Source organism: Salmonella sp. 741265073_HBA (genome assembly GCF_046569105.1).
GTDB lineage: Bacteria > Pseudomonadota > Gammaproteobacteria > Enterobacterales > Enterobacteriaceae > Salmonella > Salmonella enterica.
Genome location: NZ_JBKFRY010000001.1, coordinates 142461 through 158550, shown reverse-complemented (window position 1 = coordinate 158550; position 16090 = coordinate 142461). Strand labels below are relative to the sequence as shown.

At 50.0% G+C, this 16090-nt stretch carries 17 protein-coding genes and 1 tRNA gene; 6 read left to right on the top strand and 12 right to left on the bottom strand.

The window, feature by feature from the left end; genetic code table 11:
- Positions 1–18: 18 nt before the first annotated feature.
- Complete coding sequence (mdoH, locus tag ACLD3P_RS00775; protein ID WP_001044607.1) at positions 19–2562, bottom strand: glucans biosynthesis glucosyltransferase MdoH; 2544 nt, start codon at positions 2560–2562, stop codon at positions 19–21.
- Positions 2555–4090, bottom strand: coding sequence for a glucans biosynthesis protein MdoG (gene mdoG / locus ACLD3P_RS00770; protein ID WP_001562609.1), 1536 nt, complete (start codon positions 4088–4090; stop codon positions 2555–2557). Before mdoG ends, mdoH begins: the two co-directional genes overlap by 8 nt.
- A 271-nt stretch (positions 4091–4361) precedes the next feature.
- On the opposite strand from mdoG, the gene mdoC reads away from it, so the two are divergent.
- Positions 4362–5516 (top strand): glucans biosynthesis protein MdoC, encoded by a 1155-nt coding sequence (gene mdoC / locus ACLD3P_RS00765; RefSeq protein WP_023195835.1) that lies wholly within the window; start codon positions 4362–4364, stop codon positions 5514–5516.
- Positions 5517–5532: 16 nt separating this feature from the next.
- Here the strand turns inward: mdoC and ACLD3P_RS00760 are convergent, their stop codons facing one another.
- The 6 genes from ACLD3P_RS00760 to csgB all read right to left on the bottom strand — a co-directional run bounded on the left by ACLD3P_RS00760 (position 5533) and on the right by csgB (position 9372).
- Positions 5533–7020, bottom strand: a complete 1488-nt coding sequence (locus ACLD3P_RS00760) for a phospholipase D family protein (protein WP_000976323.1) — start codon at positions 7018–7020, stop codon at positions 5533–5535.
- Positions 6956–7495, bottom strand: a complete 540-nt coding sequence (ymdB, locus tag ACLD3P_RS00755) for an O-acetyl-ADP-ribose deacetylase (RefSeq protein ID WP_079950586.1) — start codon at positions 7493–7495, stop codon at positions 6956–6958. The genes ACLD3P_RS00760 and ymdB overlap by 65 nt, the downstream gene beginning before the upstream one ends.
- A gap of 85 nt (positions 7496–7580) precedes the next feature.
- Positions 7581–7901, bottom strand: a complete 321-nt coding sequence (locus ACLD3P_RS00750) for a type 1 fimbrial protein (protein WP_000111255.1) — start codon at positions 7899–7901, stop codon at positions 7581–7583.
- A gap of 130 nt (positions 7902–8031) precedes the next feature.
- Complete coding sequence (gene csgC, locus ACLD3P_RS00745) at positions 8032–8358, bottom strand: curli assembly chaperone CsgC (RefSeq protein WP_000557256.1); 327 nt, start codon at positions 8356–8358, stop codon at positions 8032–8034.
- 61 nt (positions 8359–8419) lie between these two features.
- Complete coding sequence (gene csgA / locus ACLD3P_RS00740) at positions 8420–8875, bottom strand: curli major subunit CsgA (RefSeq protein WP_000771416.1); 456 nt, start codon at positions 8873–8875, stop codon at positions 8420–8422.
- Between the two features lie 41 nt (positions 8876–8916).
- Positions 8917–9372, bottom strand: a complete 456-nt coding sequence (gene csgB / locus ACLD3P_RS00735; RefSeq protein ID WP_000791655.1) for a curli minor subunit CsgB — start codon at positions 9370–9372, stop codon at positions 8917–8919.
- Positions 9373–10125: 753 nt separating this feature from the next.
- On the opposite strand from csgB, the gene csgD reads away from it, so the two are divergent.
- Genes csgD through csgG form a run of 4 tightly spaced genes read left to right on the top strand, consistent with a single transcriptional unit; the run spans position 10126 to position 12479 of the window.
- Positions 10126–10776, top strand: coding sequence for a biofilm master transcriptional regulator CsgD (csgD, locus tag ACLD3P_RS00730; protein ID WP_000481517.1), 651 nt, complete (start codon positions 10126–10128; stop codon positions 10774–10776).
- A gap of 4 nt (positions 10777–10780) precedes the next feature.
- Entirely contained in the window at positions 10781–11176 is a 396-nt protein-coding gene (gene csgE / locus ACLD3P_RS00725) for a curli production assembly/transport protein CsgE (RefSeq protein ID WP_000833307.1), read from the top strand.
- Between the two features lie 26 nt (positions 11177–11202).
- A complete protein-coding gene (gene csgF, locus ACLD3P_RS00720) occupies positions 11203–11619 on the top strand; it encodes a curli production assembly/transport protein CsgF (RefSeq protein ID WP_001264073.1) in 417 nt (138 codons plus the stop codon).
- 26 nt (positions 11620–11645) lie between these two features.
- The gene (gene csgG, locus ACLD3P_RS00715) at positions 11646–12479 is read left to right on the top strand and encodes a curli production assembly/transport protein CsgG (RefSeq protein WP_001137620.1); all 834 of its coding nucleotides are present in this window, start codon (positions 11646–11648) and stop codon (positions 12477–12479) included.
- Between the two features lie 38 nt (positions 12480–12517).
- On the opposite strand, the gene ACLD3P_RS00710 is transcribed toward csgG, so the two are convergent.
- The 4 genes from ACLD3P_RS00710 to ghrA form a co-directional block, all read right to left on the bottom strand.
- On the bottom strand, positions 12518–13000 hold the full coding sequence (locus tag ACLD3P_RS00710) for a DUF1097 domain-containing protein (RefSeq protein WP_001546652.1): 483 nt from the start codon (positions 12998–13000) through the stop codon (positions 12518–12520).
- 100 nt (positions 13001–13100) lie between these two features.
- Positions 13101–13655, bottom strand: a complete 555-nt coding sequence (locus ACLD3P_RS00705; RefSeq protein WP_001001890.1) for a molecular chaperone — start codon at positions 13653–13655, stop codon at positions 13101–13103.
- 23 nt (positions 13656–13678) lie between these two features.
- Positions 13679–14416: a phosphatase gene (locus tag ACLD3P_RS00700; protein WP_115286124.1), complete on the bottom strand. Its 738-nt coding sequence runs from the start codon at positions 14414–14416 to the stop codon at positions 13679–13681.
- 84 nt (positions 14417–14500) lie between these two features.
- A complete protein-coding gene (gene ghrA, locus ACLD3P_RS00695; RefSeq protein ID WP_042949838.1) occupies positions 14501–15439 on the bottom strand; it encodes a glyoxylate/hydroxypyruvate reductase GhrA in 939 nt (312 codons plus the stop codon).
- 235 nt (positions 15440–15674) lie between these two features.
- Between ghrA and ACLD3P_RS00690 the strand changes: the two genes are divergently transcribed.
- Positions 15675–15762: transfer RNA gene (locus ACLD3P_RS00690), tRNA-Ser, on the top strand.
- Positions 15763–16090: the final 328 nt, after the last annotated feature.

The following is a 16090-nucleotide window of genomic DNA, read 5'->3' as shown; positions in this document are numbered from 1 at the left end:
ACTCCAGACCTGAAGACCTTATCCCGCTGACGATGCTCGTCCCTGCAACGCCTGCGGATTCAGGACGAGAGACTGATAATGGTTTACCCAGGAAGAGTATCTCTCTGGCGCATTCCAGACCCGATAGTGTAAACGCGCCATCGTCACCGGATCGCTGAGCAAAACCAGACGCCGATCGCGGTTCAGTTTCTCCGGCGTTTCGTTTAGCGCCTGCTCCACATGACGATCGCGGGCTATTTCCAGCACCTTACTGGCGCGGTGACGCGCGGTGGCCATCGCGGTCGCCAGCGCATTAAGCGACGGGTTAAATACCGCATGCATAAAGCCATCGTCCAGAATACGGCGGCGATTCATCTCCAGATATTTATCGGTATCGACCAACACCTGAGGCGGCGAATACTCTTCCGGGATCAGGAACAGCTTCCAGCGTTTGGTGCGTAATCCTACCGTTGAACGACTGGAGATCACCGAAACAAATGGCGACAGAATCAGCGAAAAGACAATCGGCGCCAGCCAGAACAGAAAGCGTAAATCCAGCCACGCCATACCCACCGCCCAGACCAGCCCCAGCAGCAGTTGAGAGCCGTGACGCATAAAGGCTTCTCCCCACGGCGTAGAATCATCGTCGCGTTGCGGTGAGTTCCAGACCACTTCCCAGCCGAGAAACGCGCTGACCACAAACACGGTATGAAACAGCATACGCACCGGCGCCAGCAATACGGAGAACAGCACTTCCAGCAACAGCGACAGCGTAACGCGCCAGAAACCGCCATACTCTTTGGTGCCTTTACACCAGATCAGCATAATACTGAGCAGCTTCGGCAGGAACAGCAGCACCATCGTTGACGCAAACAGCGCGATTGCCAGTTCCGGACGCCACTGTGGCCAGACCGGAAAAAGCTGGCGCGGCTGAAGGAAATATTGCGGCTCTGTTAACGCATGAACGACCTGCAGCGCGGTAGAAAGCGCGAGGAACATAAACCATAACGGCGCCGACAGGTATGACATTACCCCGGTCAGGAACACGGCGCGATGCACCGGGTGCATTCCTTTCACCAGGAACAGACGAAAGTTCATCAGGTTGCCGTGACACCAGCGGCGGTCGCGTTTAAGCTCATCCAGCAGGTTTGGCGGCAGCTCTTCATAGGAGCCGGGGAGATCGTAGGCAATCCAGACGCCCCACCCTGCCCGACGCATTAGCGCCGCCTCCACAAAGTCGTGGGAAAGAATCGATCCGGCGAACGAACCTTCTCCCGGCAGCGGCGCCAGCGCGCAGTGCTCGATAAACGGTTTCACGCGGATAATGGCATTGTGCCCCCAGTAGTGCGACTCTCCCAACTGCCAGAAGTGCAGCCCGGCGGTAAACAGCGGCCCATAAACACGGGTCGCGAACTGTTGGCAGCGGGCATACAGAGTATCCATCCCCGACGCTTTCGGCGAAGACTGGATAATTCCGGCGTTAGGGTTCGCTTCCATCAGGCGCACCAGACCACTCAGACACTCGCCGCTCATCACTGAGTCCGCGTCCAGCACCACCATATAGCTGTACTGATTGCCCCAGCGGCGGCAAAAATCGTCAATATTGCCGCTTTTGCGTTTCATACGGCGGCGGCGACGACGGTAAAAAATTTGGCCTTCGCCCTGCACTTCCGCGATAAGCTCCATCCACGCCTTTTGCTCCGCCACGCAGATATCCGGGTTATAACTGTCGCTAAGGATATAGACGTCAAAATGCGCGGCGTTGCCTGTGGCTTTAACGGACTCCCAGGTCGCGCGCAGACCGGCGAAAACGCGGCTAACGTCTTCATTACAGATAGGCATGATCAGCGCCGTCCGGTGTTCCGGATTGAGGGGCTCATCGCCAACCGTAGACGCGGAGATGCTGTACTTATCGCGCCCGATAAGCAGTTGCAGGAAGCCCATCAGCGCCGTCCAGAATCCGGCTGACACCCAGCAGAACAGCACGGCAAACAAAATCAGGATACCGGTTTGCAGCATGTAGGGCAGGAGCTGCATAAAAGAGACCCAAATATCCTGCCCCACCATATCCATAGGATTGATGAGCGCCCATCCCTGATAAGGCAGAATGGTCTTCATATACCAGGTCGCGACGACGGTTTGCGCCAGAGTCAAAATTAACAAAATATAGCGGCGTATAGTGCCGACGGTACGCCATTTTTGCTCGCTCGCCTGCTCTTCTTTTGTCAGACGAGAAACATAGCGCGGCGTTACATCCCGCCCACGCAGACGATCCCAGAAACGGCCAACCGGGTTGGTTCGCCAGGGATCGGGAAACATCGAAGAGCGCGTCGCTTTTGGCATAGCCTGCAACTGATCACGCCCTTCATCATCTTTAATTAACTGCCCCTTCGCCAATGAATCCGGCCAGGCGTGTTCAAGGCGGGCTTTTACGGAACCCTGCGGTGAATCGTCTTCTCGCGAGTAAGTCCGATGCTCGGCATCCAGCGCCTGATGCACGGCGCGGATGTCAGTTTTCGGCAATGCCGCTTTCTCACGTTCAGAAAGCAGCAGTGCGTCAATATACTCAGTTGTTTTATTCATTGGCAGGTAACTGGTAGCTCCAGGTTTCACTTAGCGTCTGATCGGCATTCACCAATGCGGCACGCATTTCCGTGGTTTTCTTCGCGTCTTTGACTTTCACGCGCAGCATTAAACGCCAGCCTTTAGTGACTGGGTTATAGCGTACATTACTGTCAACGATTTCACCGTTATCGCCAATGCTGGTTTGCGCAGCGACAGGCGTATCCGGCGGCAGTTTTTTCATGTCGGCGCCAACGAAATCCACCACAAAGGCAATAGTGCCGTCGGGCTGGCGAATCAGATTCGACTGTTTAACGTCGCCCGTTGAGCGGCGTGTTTGCAGCACCCAGGCATTATCCGGCGCATGAAGTTTATCTTCATCGCGGCTGAAGGTCAGAGTGTACTTGAAGTTCATCTCTTTACCCGGTTCCGGCAGTTGATCCGGAGTCCAGTAAGCGACGATGTTATCGTTGGTTTCATCATTGGTCGGAATTTCAACCAGTTCAACCTTACCTTTGCCCCAGTCGCCTTTCGGGGTAATCCAGGCGCTTGGACGCAGGTCGTAGCGATCGTCTAAATCTTCAAAGCGCGAGAACTCGCGACCACGCTGCAACAGGCCGAATCCCTGAGGGTTTTCCATCGCATAACTGCTCACAGCGAGGTGTTTTGGATTGTTCAGCGGACGCCAAATCCACTCGCCATTACCCGCATGAATGGATAAGCCGTTCGAGTCATGCAGTTCCGGACGATAGTTGGTCGTCGGCGACGGCTGGTTTGGCCCAAACAGGAACATACTGGTTAATGGCGCAACGCCCAGCTTGCCTACTTTATCGCGCAGATAGACTTTTGACTGCACGTCCACCACGGTATCGCGGCCAGGAATGATCACAAAACGGTAAGCGCCGGTCGCGCGCGGAGAATCCAGTAATGCATAGACGGTCAAACGCTTATCGGTGGGTTTTGGACGCTCAATCCAGAACTCGCGAAAGCGGGGAAACTCTTCACCAGATGGTAAGGCGGTATCAATCGCCAGGCCGCGCGCAGATAAGCCATATACCTGGCCTGCGCCGATAACGCGGAAATAGCTGGCGCCAAGCATACTGACGATTTCGTCGTTCTTATCTTTACTGTTGATGGGGTACAGGACTTTGAACCCGGCGAAGCCTAAATCTTTTACCGTGTCTTTATCGTGCTGAACATTGCCAAAATTGAAGTAATCCGGGCTGTATTTGATTCTTTTGACCGTCGTCGCCGTCACTTCGTTAATCTTGACCGGCGTATCGAAGTACATCCCCTGATGGTAAAATTCGAGCTTAAAAGGGGTCTTTAAGTTGTTCCAGTAGGCTTTATCGCTGTTAAACTGGATCTGCTGATAATCCGCATATTTCATGTCGCGGAAAACGGAGGGCAAGTTGCTTTTAGGCGCCTCATAGCCTTTCCCGGCTAAAGATTGAGCTTGTTTTGCCACGTCATCAATACTGAACGCCCAGCTCGATGATGCGTAGAGCGTTAACATAATAGCTGCGCCCAACCAACGCATTTTCATCATTTGTCGTTTATGTTTCATAATAAGTAAGCACTTCCCCCTTTGTGTGCTTATATCGATCCGATCCATTTTAATGGATAATCAGGCATTACGACAACTGAATCCAGGCTTTGTTCAGCGCGCTGGCTCATGGATTAAGCACCTCCCACGCCTGTTTTCACTTTGCGTGCTTATCCTGGAGACAGGTTGTCGGAGTTGGTGTAGGGTTGCTACCGAATGTAACTATAATTCGCCTTATGGATAAGGTGAAAAATCTGAGAATACGTGACCTTATATGAGCTCTGTACCCGCGCCGCGTGAATATTTTCTTGACTCTATCCGCGCATGGCTGATGTTGTTAGGGATTCCCTTTCATATCTCGTTGATCTATTCCACTCACAGTTGGCATGTCAATAGCGCCACGCCATCGTGGTGGCTAACCCTGTTTAACGATTTTATCCACGCTTTTCGTATGCAGGTGTTTTTTGTTATTTCTGGTTATTTTTCGTACATGTTGTTTTTACGTTATCCGTTAAAACGCTGGTGGAAAGTACGGGTAGAACGTGTGGGTATTCCCATGCTTACCGCAATCCCTTTGCTTACCTTGCCGCAATTTATCCTGTTGCAATATGTCAAAGAGAAAACAGAGAACTGGCCTATGCTCTCTGCCTATGAAAAATATAATACGTTAGCGTGGGAACTCATTTCACATCTGTGGTTTTTACTGGTGCTGGTGATATTAACCACAGTCAGCATCGGGATTTTTACCTGGTTCCAAAAAAGGCAGGAAACAAGCAAGCCTCGTCCCGCCGCTATTTCACTGGCCAGGCTTTCGCTTATTTTTTTCCTGCTGGGGATGGCTTACGCCGCTATCAGGCGCATTATTTTCATCGTATATCCGGCAATCCTCAGTGACGGCATGTTCAATTTTATTGTGATGCAAACGCTATTTTATGTGCCGTTTTTTATTCTCGGCGCGCTGGCCTTCATTCACCCCGATCTGAAAGCGCGTTTCACCACGCCCTCACGCGGATGCACTTTAGGCGCTGCCGTTGCTTTTATCGCGTATCTGCTGAATCAACGTTATGGGAGCGGCGACGCCTGGATGTACGAAACCGAATCCGTGATTACGATGGTCATGGGGCTGTGGATGGTGAACGTAGTATTTTCACTGGGGCATCGCTTGTTAAACTTCCAGTCCGCGCGTGTCACCTATTTCGTGAATGCTTCGCTGTTTATCTATCTGGTGCATCATCCCTTAACGCTTTTCTTTGGCGCGTATATTACGCCGCATATCTCCTCCAACCTGATCGGGTTCTTGTGCGGGCTGATATTTGTTATGGGTATTGCGTTAATTCTGTATGAAATTCATTTACGCATCCCGCTCCTGAAATTTCTCTTTTCAGGTAAACCGCCGGTAAAACAAGAAAGCCGCGCCGCGATCGGGTAGTTTTCCGCGCGCGGGTTCACAGCAACCATTCCACAGGTAAAATTGCCGCCAACCGTACCAGAACTCGCTGCCAGAAACGCGTAGCGGGTTCTTTCTTTAACACCTTTTCCTCTTCTTGCTGACGATCGATCCAGTTAATTCGTCCCCAGCGATCCAGCCGCAGTTGCCAGGCCGCATCGCGTTGGCTCTGCGTAAAACGCTTATGAATAAGCGTCGCCAGCGTCTCACTTTCAATGACAAAGCCCATTTCGGTATTTAAAAGCGTTGAACGGGGATCAAAATTAAGCGACCCGATAAACACCTTACTACCATCAATACTGAACGTTTTAGCATGTAAGCTGGAACCTGAGTTCCCGGTGAGTCCGCGATCATGTACGGCGGTTTCATGTTCGCGGGTCGGTTTCAGTTCGTAGAGCTCCACGCCATAGCGCAGTAATTTCTTTCGCCAGCGCGCGTACCCTGCGTGAACGACCGCCACATCGTTGGCCGCCAGAGAGTTAGTTAAGATGGCGATCTTCACGCCCTTCCTGACCAGATTAAGCAACTGCGCCACGCCTGCGCGCGTAGGGACAAAGTAAGCGGAAATAATGTCGATACGCTCCGTCGGCGACCCCATCACGTCAAATAATCGCTGCGGAAGAAGCGAATGGCGCTGCGCCTTCCCCTCGCCTTTAGAAGGGTCATCGCTAAGCAAGCGTGTTTTTGCCCAAATCAGCGGCAACGTTCCGCGATCGAGATCCGCCATAAACTGGCTGGTTTCCAGCTTATGCAGATAACGGCGGGTGATCTCATCGTTATACCAGGATTCGGGAAGTTCGATACGCTGCGTCAGTTCCTGCTCAGAAAGGGATAATACTTGCTGCAATGTCGACACTGAACTACAGCGCCAGTAACGTTCAAAATCATTGGCGACATCATTGACCACCGGGCCAATGGCCATCACGTCCAGATCGGAAAATAGCGGCTCCTCACCAGCGCCGAAATAGGCATCGCCGATGTTGCGCCCACCGACCAGCGTCACTACGCCGTCGGCAGTGTAACTTTTATTGTGCATCCGCCGATTCAGCCGCGCAAAATCCGTCAAATATCCCAGCGCGCGTAGTGTACGAAAAGAGAAAGGATTAAACAGACGAACTTCGATATTAGGATGGCTATCCAGCAAGCGCAACGTATCATCCAGACCAGGCGTATTGTTATCATCCAGCAGCAGACGAACATGAACGCCGCGCTTCGCCGCCGACAGCAGTACCGAAAAGAGCAGCCGCCCGGACATATCGTCTTCCCAAATATAATACTGCACATCCAGCGTACGCGCCGCCATTTCGGTCAGGCGGTAGCGGGCGGCAAAAGCGTCCAGACTGTTATCCAGCGCGAGAATGCCGCACTCTCCGGGATGGCGCGCGCATAGCGGTTCAACGGCACGCTCCAGACGTGTTTTATCAGGCAGGGTCGTCGCCTTGCTGAGTAAGTAATCTTGCGTAAAGCCGGGCAGTTTCTTCATCATAACAGACAAAGTATACCTGTTCAGGCAGAGCGTAACGGGTAATAAAATCTGAAACCGTCCTGACGGCGATCTCAGCGGCCTGGGCGCGTGGATAGCCATAAACGCCGGTACTGATTGCCGGAAAAGCGATGGAACGAAAGTGATTCGCCTCGGCAAGCAGTAAACAATTCCGGTATGCCGCTTCGAGTAGCTCAGCTTCCTGGTGTTCGCCGCCTCGCCAGACGGGCCCCACTGTGTGAATAACCGCCTTTGCCGAAAGCTTGCCAGCAGGCGTAATAACCGCATGTCCCGTCTGACATTCGCCCTGTTGCTGGCGGATGAGTTTACAGGCGTCCAGCAATGCCGGCCCCGCCGCGCGATGAATCGCGCCGTCTACGCCGCCGCCGCCCATTAATGATGCGTTGGCGGCATTCACAATCGCATCGACGCTAAGTTGAGTGATATCACCCTGTATGACCTGAAGACGTGATGTCATAACCCCCCCTTTGTCTCACCTTATCTGCAAAGTGTACAGCAGGGCTTTCAACAGAGTCGCTCTTTTTATATCTATGACACCGCCGTTAACGGTACTCAATATTCATCACCGCCATGCTTTTTTGCGCATCGAGATAATGCAGCCGAACCGTCGCAATGGACTGAATATCCTGCGGTAATCCAGATGCCTGCCGAAGGTCAATCCGGTGCATTTGCTTTTTACCTTCGCGTAGGCAGGTTAAATCAATATTTTCGGCGTGAGTAGAAATATCGCACAGTGGCTCAACAATCGCGCCGCGAAAATGGATAACGCCGCCCTGTACCGTTTGTTGCCCTACCGCAGAATGGATAAAAAAAGCGCAGATACACAGGCCTATGGCAGGGATATTTTTCTTGATTACGGACATGTTAACTCCTCAATGATTAGTCATCCTCGAGGGTTCGGCGTTACCTTTTAGCGACATGCCGAGACGATGAGACGCTTTTATCGCCTCTTTATACCCAGGTCAGCCAATCCATTTCCGCCACCATCAAAAACTACTGTGCAGAAGGCGGCCATTGTTGTGATAAATGCAGTGATTGTCCGTCCGAAACAGTAACAATAATTTTAACCGAGTCCTCTGAAGATATATTTACACTAAGACGAGACAACTCAATCGGTTGATTAGCAGGTAAAGATAGCGTTTGTTTTTGCTGTGTATGGCTTTGTCCCCCGACGCCGTCGCGCACAGAGAGAATTTGCACCTGACAGACGCAGGGTTCGTTTAATGTGACCTGAGGGATCACCGTGTAAATATCGCCTTGCTGAGTCGTGGTAAACGTAATTTGATTTGAAAGTGCGGCAAGGAGCAATAAAGTATGCATAATTTCCTCCCGAAAAAAAACAGGGCTTATGCCCTGTTTTTTTATTAGCGCAGACGCTAAATTAATACTGGTTAGCCGTGGCGTTGTTGCCAAAACCAACCTGACGCACCATTACGCTGGAATCAGATGCGGTCTGATTAACCAGCGCGGCGTTATTACCGCCGTATTGGCCGACAGTAATATCGGAGTTTTTAGCGTTCCACTGGTCGATGGTGGCATTATTTCTGAAACCATTCTGAGTCAGTTCAATAGTACTGTTATCCGCACCCTGGCCTACATCGGCGCCGTTACCATAACCGCTCTGGGTAATAGTCGTTTCAGATTTACGGGCATCGCTTTGCAGAGCAAGCGCAGCGTTAGCGGAACCGTACTGATAAATGCTCAACGTGGAATCCGGGCCGGAACTATTGCCGCCGCCGTTATGATTACCGCCGCCGCCCCATTGTGGAACGACGCCAGCCAGAGCACTGCCAGAAACTACGATTGCTGCGAATGCTGCCACTTTTAAAAGTTTCATGGTAAAACCCCCATCGGATTGATTTAAAAGTCGTAACGGTATTAGCGTTGGGTGACGCGAATAGCCATATGCGACTGTTTCTGCACTACAACTGCTGTTTTCTGCGTACCGTACTGGGTAATATTGGCCTTATTTCCAGAACCTTTCTGGATAATAGCCGCACTATTACCGTAAGCGCTTTGCGATATACTGGCATCGTTGGCATTGCCCGTTTGCTCAATATACGCAAAGTTATAATTCCCTGCCTGGTCGACTTTCGCCCGATTATTTCCTCCTTCTTGTGAAATAACGGACAATAGTTTTGATCCTTCCTGGCGTACTCTGGCACTATTATCCGTGCCGACTTGACCAATAATGGCCGCCTGATTAAATGAAGACTTGCTTAATTCATTTACCGCAAAATTATACTCTGAACGAGCCAGATCATAATTTGTCGCGGTTGCAATCCCAGGCGCACCCAGTATTGTCAACATCATAAATAACAATTTGTTTTTCATGCTGTCACCCTGGACCTGGTCGTACATAGCGAAAACTATCTATTACCTTGTTAGCGACATGCGTTTTTTGTTAACGCGTCGTTACGATGAAGAGTATGTCCGTGGAAACATTTTTAATAACTCACCCACGCGTGGTATTTTGTTATTTAAGCTCATACCAAAGTGCTAATAAAACGATAGCCATGTGATTTTTTATAATTGATTTTTGGCCACAGAAGAGAGTGTATCGCGCCCCCAAAAAATGAAGTGTTGGTGTGTGTTATGCCGCCATGGGGATGTTCTTATGCTTCCCATGGGGGGCAATACGCACAAGACGTGACACACTTCGTTTTTTTTGTCTTTGTGCTGTCCAGGTTAATGCCACGTCTCAAATTTTAAGAAAAAATAAAATCAAAACATGACATACAATAATTAAAATGATTAAAAATCAATGGATTATTATAATTTGTATGATTTTTTAAATCTATGCAATAACAGCGAAATGTACAACTTTACTATCAATTCTAAACTTCAAAAAAACCCAAAAACAACATTTTAATATATATTTTTACATCTTGTTACAAGTTTAACACTTGCTTTAAGATTTGTAATGGCTAGATTGAAAACAGTTAAAAGTATTTTCGTAAATATTTTTCTCTTTCTGGATAATGGGCTATTTCAACCCACAGCAGTGCAACATCTGTCAGTACTTCTGGTGCCTTTATTTTATGGGGGCAGCTGTCAGATGTGCGATTAAAAAAGTGGAGTTTCATCATGTTTAATGAAGTCCATAGTAGTCATGGTCACACACTATTGTTGATCACAAAGCCATCTCTGCAAGCTACGGCATTATTGCAACATTTAAAGCAATCGCTGGCCATAACCGGAAAACTGCATAATATTCAACGTTCTCTGGAAGATATCTCAGCCGGTTGCATTGTTTTAATGGATATGATGGAAGCGGATAAGAAGCTTATCCACTATTGGCAGGATAATTTAAGCCGCAAAAACAATAATATAAAAACATTATTGTTAAATACCCCTGACGATTATCCCTACCGTGAAATTGAAAACTGGCCTCATATTAACGGCGTGTTTTACGCCACTGAAGACCAGGAACACGTGGTCAGCGGATTACAGGGAATTCTGCGGGGCGAATGCTATTTTTCACAAAAATTAGCCAGTTACCTGATTACACACTCAGGAAATTACCGCTACAACAGCACCGAGTCCGCATTACTCACTCATCGCGAAAAAGAGATCCTCAATAAGTTACGTATTGGTGCCTCTAATAATGAAATCGCCAGGTCGCTATTTATCAGCGAGAATACGGTTAAGACACATCTTTATAATCTTTTCAAAAAGATAGCTGTCAAAAATCGCACCCAGGCAGTTTCATGGGCAAACGATAATCTCAGGCGGTAAAGCCATGAAACGCTATCTGACCTGGATTGTAGCAGCAGAGTTACTGTTCGCTACCGGAAACCTGCATGCCAATGAAGTTGAAGTCGAGGTTCCCGGATTGTTAACCGACCATACCGTCTCTTCGATAGGACATGAATTCTATCGTGCATTCAGCGACAAATGGGAAAGCGAATACACCGGCAATCTGACCATTAATGAAAGACCCAGTGCGCGTTGGGGAAGCTGGATCACCATAACGGTAAATCAGGACGTTATTTTCCAGACCTTTTTATTTCCAATGAAAAGAGACTTCGAGAAAACCGTCGTCTTCGCATTAGCGCAAACAGAGGAAGCATTAAATCGCCGACAAATAGATCAAACGCTATTAAGTACGAGTGATTTAGCGCGTGATGAATTCTAAAACATGATTTTTATCCGGAGGCTGTCATGCGTGTTAAACATGCAGTAGTGCTGCTCATGCTTTTTTCGCCATTAACCTGGGCTGGAAATATGACGTTCCAGTTCCGTAATCCTAACTTTGGTGGAAACCCCAATAACGGTTCCTTTTTATTGAATAGCGCCCAGGCGCAAAATTCATATAAAGACCCCGCTTATGATAACGATTTTGGTATCGAAACCCCCTCAGCGTTGGATAACTTTACGCAGGCTATTCAATCGCAAATTCTGGGCGGCTTGTTGACCAATATTAATACCGGGAAACCAGGACGTATGGTGACCAACGATTTTATTATCGATATCGCTAATCGCGACGGACAGCTCCAGCTCAACGTCACGGACAGAAAAACGGGAAGAACCTCGACCATCGAAGTGTCAGGTTTACAAACTCAGTCAACCGATTTTTAAGCTACAGTCACTAAAGGATATAAATCATGCCGCGCTTACTTATTTTGGTTGCCGTTTTATTGTTGAGTGGATGCTTAACTGCCCCGCCGAAACAAGCTGCGAAACCGACATTAATGCCCCGCGCACAAAGTTACAAAGATTTGACGCACTTACCTGCTCCCACCGGTAAGATCTTTGTTTCGGTATATAACATTCAGGATGAAACGGGCCAATTTAAACCTTACCCGGCAAGTAACTTTTCCACGGCTGTGCCACAGAGCGCCACCGCTATGTTGGTCACCGCGCTGAAAGATTCGCGCTGGTTTATCCCGCTGGAACGACAAGGCTTACAGAATCTTTTGAATGAACGGAAAATTATTCGCGCAGCCCAGGAAAACGGCACCGTGGCGATGAATAACCGTATCCCGCTTCAGTCGCTGACGGCGGCAAATATTATGGTGGAAGGTTCTATTATTGGTTATGAAAGTAATGTCAAATCCGGCGGGGTCGGCGCAAGATATTTCGGTATTGGCGCCGATACGCAGTATCAGCTGGATCAGATTGCTGTCAACCTGCGCGTGGTTAACGTCAGTACGGGCGAGATCCTTTCTTCGGTGAACACCAGTAAAACGATCCTTTCCTATGAAGTACAGGCAGGCGTGTTCCGTTTTATTGATTACCAGCGCTTACTGGAAGGCGAAATCGGCTATACCTCGAACGAACCGGTGATGCTGTGTCTGATGTCAGCCATTGAAACCGGCGTTATCTTCCTCATTAATGATGGTATCGATCGCGGCCTGTGGGATTTGCAGAATAAAGCGGACAGGCAAAATGATATTCTGGTGAAATACCGTGAGCTGTCAGTACCGCCAGAATCCTGATGAATACGACAAAGCGTGGGGAAGACCCCACGCTTTTTTTATTTTGTGACCGCCGTATTCGCTGAATGTTGCTCGCGGCGTGATGCCAGCCATAGCCCACTATTTTTCATGGCATAGCCAAAGATTAGCCCCAGCGCCAGCGACGGTAATACCAACCGCCAGTCACCCTGCCCTGCAAATGTCGCGCAGGCGCCGATAAATGTTCCCGGAACAAAAGAAAGCAATAGCTGCTTTGCCTGGATACACATCAGGAATGCCACGATCCCCGTCAACACGTAACTGACAATTTCCAGATGCGGCGCCAGCGCGCTACCGTGAATAATGACCAGCGCCCACACCATACCGCTTAACAGCGTACAGGCGGAAATCAACAATCCCTTAAAGCCGCCCTGCGGACAGGCGAAATAAGCCGTACAGCCTAAAAAACCGGCCCAGCTTAGTAACCCCAGGGAGACGGCCACCCATCCCCATATTCCAGAAAGGATGCCCGTCGTGATAGCAATAGAAAGAAGTATGTTCATGGCGCGCATCATAGCAGAAAAGCGGCACATTAATGAGATCACGCACACATTTTATGCAATGATGTAAAACCAGTTGCAGTTAAAAGTGATTTACATCACATTATTCTTCATCTTCTTCCTGAAGTTCATCCCACATGGCCCCTATCGCATCACGCGTTAGCGGCGCCAAAGTGCGCCAGAATGGCGTAACGGCATGGGCTTCAACTTTACCGAGGAAGGTATTGCACCAGGGAAGCAGATAATCGGCAAATAAGGTTTCCAGCGCTTCACTTTCATCTTCGGCAGACTGATCTTCCAGCCAGGAGGCCGCGAGCAATAAAGTACCAATGTGATCGGCAGGCGTATCGGCCAGCGGCATCCCTCGCGACGTTAAAAAAGCGCGCACCTCAGACTCTTCCGCGCCTTCGACCCACGCACTGCGGTATGGCGCTACCGCGCACTCTTCCCCAACAAATAACGCATTGTAATCAGTGGAAATCTGCGTGATATCGCAGCTTTTCTGTAAACGCGCCAGCATGTCATCCTGCTCCAGCGGCCAGTTTGCCGCCAGTTTACCTTCACGGATTAACGTAAACAGCGGAACCAGTAAAGGATCTTGCGGTTGGCGGTAATACAACGATCCCAGCACACGGCACAGGATTGAAAACTCATTCATTGATATCTTCCCGTAAATAACGATTAAAGTTCGGCAAATTCCGGTACAGGCGCCATACCGCGTGATTCGAGAAAGGCCAGTAAGCGCTGCGGCGAGACGTTCAGGATTCGATCTTCCGGGAAATTCACCGCATCCAGAATTTTCCGGCATTCGGTGAAATCGCCAAGCGTAAAGGCCGTATGGGAATCAGAGCCTAACGCCACCCAGCCTCCCGCATCGCGTACGGCGGCAGCGACCGCACGGCAATTATCTTCGCTTCCTTTACGCGAATGCAGAAAAGAAGAGTTGTTGATTTCCAGCGCTACATGGTGTTTCGCCGCCGCCTGCGCGATGGCGTTAACCTCCACTGGATACTTTGGATTTCCGGGGTGACTAATTATATGCACCTTGCCGCTGGCGATGGTCGCGATCATCGCCTGGGTATTAGTTTCTTTATCATGCGGCGCAAAAACGGGCTCATGAAAGCCTGCGATAATCAGATCCAGCGAGTCGAACATCATTCCGGAACAATCAATTTCACCGTTAATGTTCTTGATATTCGCCTCAATGCCACGCAGTATCCCCACGCCGTCAACCAGACGCGGCCAGATGCGCATGTTAATAAAATGCCAGTGATGCGGCGCATCTTCCATGTCCGGACCATGATCGGTAATCGCAAAAAGTTTAATGCCTTTGCGTTTGGCTTCCGCGATATAATCGCTCAGGGTACTGTAGGCATGAGTGCTGGCGACGGTATGCATATGCAGGTCAACGGGATACATTGCTCTCTCCTGTAGTCATTTCCGACAAGGATAGCAGGTATCGCCAGCGTTTTTTAGCGAAACCCGGCCCGCGCCGGGTTGATGTCAATATCCTCTCGCCCGATCCACCTGCCCCGTCACCGGCTCTCCCTTCTCCAGCTGGGTAATGGTGCGGCTAATATAATCGATGGCTTCCGCCGGACGGGTGACTGCCGCAATGTGCGGCGTCATGGCGACTCGCGGATGGTGCCATAATGGACTTTCCTGCGGTAACGGTTCCTGGCTAAAGACATCCAACATCGCGCCTTTTAGCTTACCGCTATCAAGCGCAGCCAGCAGATCCGCCTCCTGAACATGAACGCCGCGCGCGAGATTCAGCACGTAAGCGCCATCCGGCAATTGATCCAACAATTCGCTATTAATAATTCCTACCGTTTGGGCCGTATTCGGCAGCAGATTAATCAGCACCCGCGTCTGGTTCAGGAAAGCGCGCAGCTCTTCACGCCCTACATAACTTTCCACGCCAGGCCAGGATTTGCGGCTACGACTCCAGCAACGTAACGGGAACCCCCACGCCTGTAGGCTTTCTGCCACTTTTGCGCCCAGTACCCCTGCGCCCATGATACCGACGCTAAATTCTTCGCGGGTATATTCCGGCAACGGTTTCCATAGCGCCTGATTTTTCAGCGCCTGATAATCATCGAAACGACGGAACCAGTGTAATACCTGGCTGACGGCATACTCCTGCATTTGCAGGCCCATTCCGGTATCTTCCAGACGGAACAGCGGAATGGAGGCGTCCAGCATTTCCGGATGCGCATTTAATTTACTCAGAATTGCATCCACCCCCGCGCCCAGCGCAAAGACGGCTTTTAAGCGTCTTCCGGCCAGCATTTCAACCGGGGGCTGCCATACAAGCGCATAGTCTGCGGGGTTGTTATCACCGACCTTCCATTCACGAACGCGCGCATGTGGGAGAGCCTTCTCCAGCGCATTTACCCACCAGGCGGCGTTAAATGTCGGGTGATAAAAAATTATCTCCATGTTATCTCCTGAGCAGTATTGTGCGGAATGTGATTGCGCCTGTTATCAGCGTTTTCAACGGGATGTGCAGCATAGCAAATTTCCCGGCGCGGGCAAAAAAAGCAGTTTTCGCTTATTAAAGCCACAGATTGGTGGAAGTTTGTATAAACGCGCTTTTTTTTAAAAAAGTTGATTGACGTAGAAAAGATATTTCCCTACATTAGCGCCCGTTCCAGTAATGCTGGAGCGACAATTTGGTGAGGTGTCCGAGTGGCTGAAGGAGCACGCCTGGAAAGTGTGTATACGGCAACGTATCGGGGGTTCGAATCCCCCCCTCACCGCCATATTTAAGTTGAGAGCCTGTACAGAAGTACGGGCTTTTTGCTTATATGTATCCCCCAAACCAAGGGGGGATGAGAACACCCGACCGGGGTTCGACACAAAAACGCCGGGAGCGTTTTTGAACAGAGCTTGCTCTGGCCCCGAAGGGGCGAGGCCCAGGGATGGGCTGAGTAGCGGCGCAGCCAGTTGGACAGACGACGAGCCTGCGAGGAGACTGCCCGAAGGGCGAGCGCAGCGAGTCAATCCCCCCTCACCGCCATATTTAAGAAAGAGCTCGTACGAAAGTACGGGCTTTTTTTCGCATTAACCCCCCATCGATTACCGGATGAT

Excerpts from the sequence above, each read along its gene's own strand:
- csgF (WP_001264073.1), top strand. The coding sequence starts at position 11,203 with ATGCGTGTTAAACATGCAGTAGTGCTGCTCATGCTTTTTTCGCCATTA.
- mdoH (WP_001044607.1), bottom strand. The coding sequence starts at position 2,562 with ATGAATAAAACAACTGAGTATATTGACGCACTGCTGCTTTCTGAACGT.
- ACLD3P_RS00750 (WP_000111255.1), bottom strand. The coding sequence starts at position 7,901 with ATGTCCGTAATCAAGAAAAATATCCCTGCCATAGGCCTGTGTATCTGC.
- ghrA (WP_042949838.1), bottom strand. The coding sequence starts at position 15,439 with ATGGAGATAATTTTTTATCACCCGACATTTAACGCCGCCTGGTGGGTA.
- ymdB (WP_079950586.1), bottom strand. The coding sequence starts at position 7,495 with ATGACATCACGTCTTCAGGTCATACAGGGTGATATCACTCAACTTAGC.
- csgC (WP_000557256.1), bottom strand. The coding sequence starts at position 8,358 with ATGCATACTTTATTGCTCCTTGCCGCACTTTCAAATCAAATTACGTTT.
- mdoC (WP_023195835.1), top strand. The coding sequence starts at position 4,362 with ATGAGCTCTGTACCCGCGCCGCGTGAATATTTTCTTGACTCTATCCGC.
- ACLD3P_RS00760 (WP_000976323.1), bottom strand. The coding sequence starts at position 7,020 with ATGATGAAGAAACTGCCCGGCTTTACGCAAGATTACTTACTCAGCAAG.
- csgG (WP_001137620.1), top strand. The coding sequence starts at position 11,646 with ATGCCGCGCTTACTTATTTTGGTTGCCGTTTTATTGTTGAGTGGATGC.
- ACLD3P_RS00705 (WP_001001890.1), bottom strand. The coding sequence starts at position 13,655 with ATGAATGAGTTTTCAATCCTGTGCCGTGTGCTGGGATCGTTGTATTAC.
- csgD (WP_000481517.1), top strand. The coding sequence starts at position 10,126 with ATGTTTAATGAAGTCCATAGTAGTCATGGTCACACACTATTGTTGATC.
- csgA (WP_000771416.1), bottom strand. The coding sequence starts at position 8,875 with ATGAAACTTTTAAAAGTGGCAGCATTCGCAGCAATCGTAGTTTCTGGC.
- mdoG (WP_001562609.1), bottom strand. The coding sequence starts at position 4,090 with ATGATGAAAATGCGTTGGTTGGGCGCAGCTATTATGTTAACGCTCTAC.
- csgB (WP_000791655.1), bottom strand. The coding sequence starts at position 9,372 with ATGAAAAACAAATTGTTATTTATGATGTTGACAATACTGGGTGCGCCT.
- ACLD3P_RS00700 (WP_115286124.1), bottom strand. The coding sequence starts at position 14,416 with ATGTATCCCGTTGACCTGCATATGCATACCGTCGCCAGCACTCATGCC.
- csgE (WP_000833307.1), top strand. The coding sequence starts at position 10,781 with ATGAAACGCTATCTGACCTGGATTGTAGCAGCAGAGTTACTGTTCGCT.
- ACLD3P_RS00710 (WP_001546652.1), bottom strand. The coding sequence starts at position 13,000 with ATGAACATACTTCTTTCTATTGCTATCACGACGGGCATCCTTTCTGGA.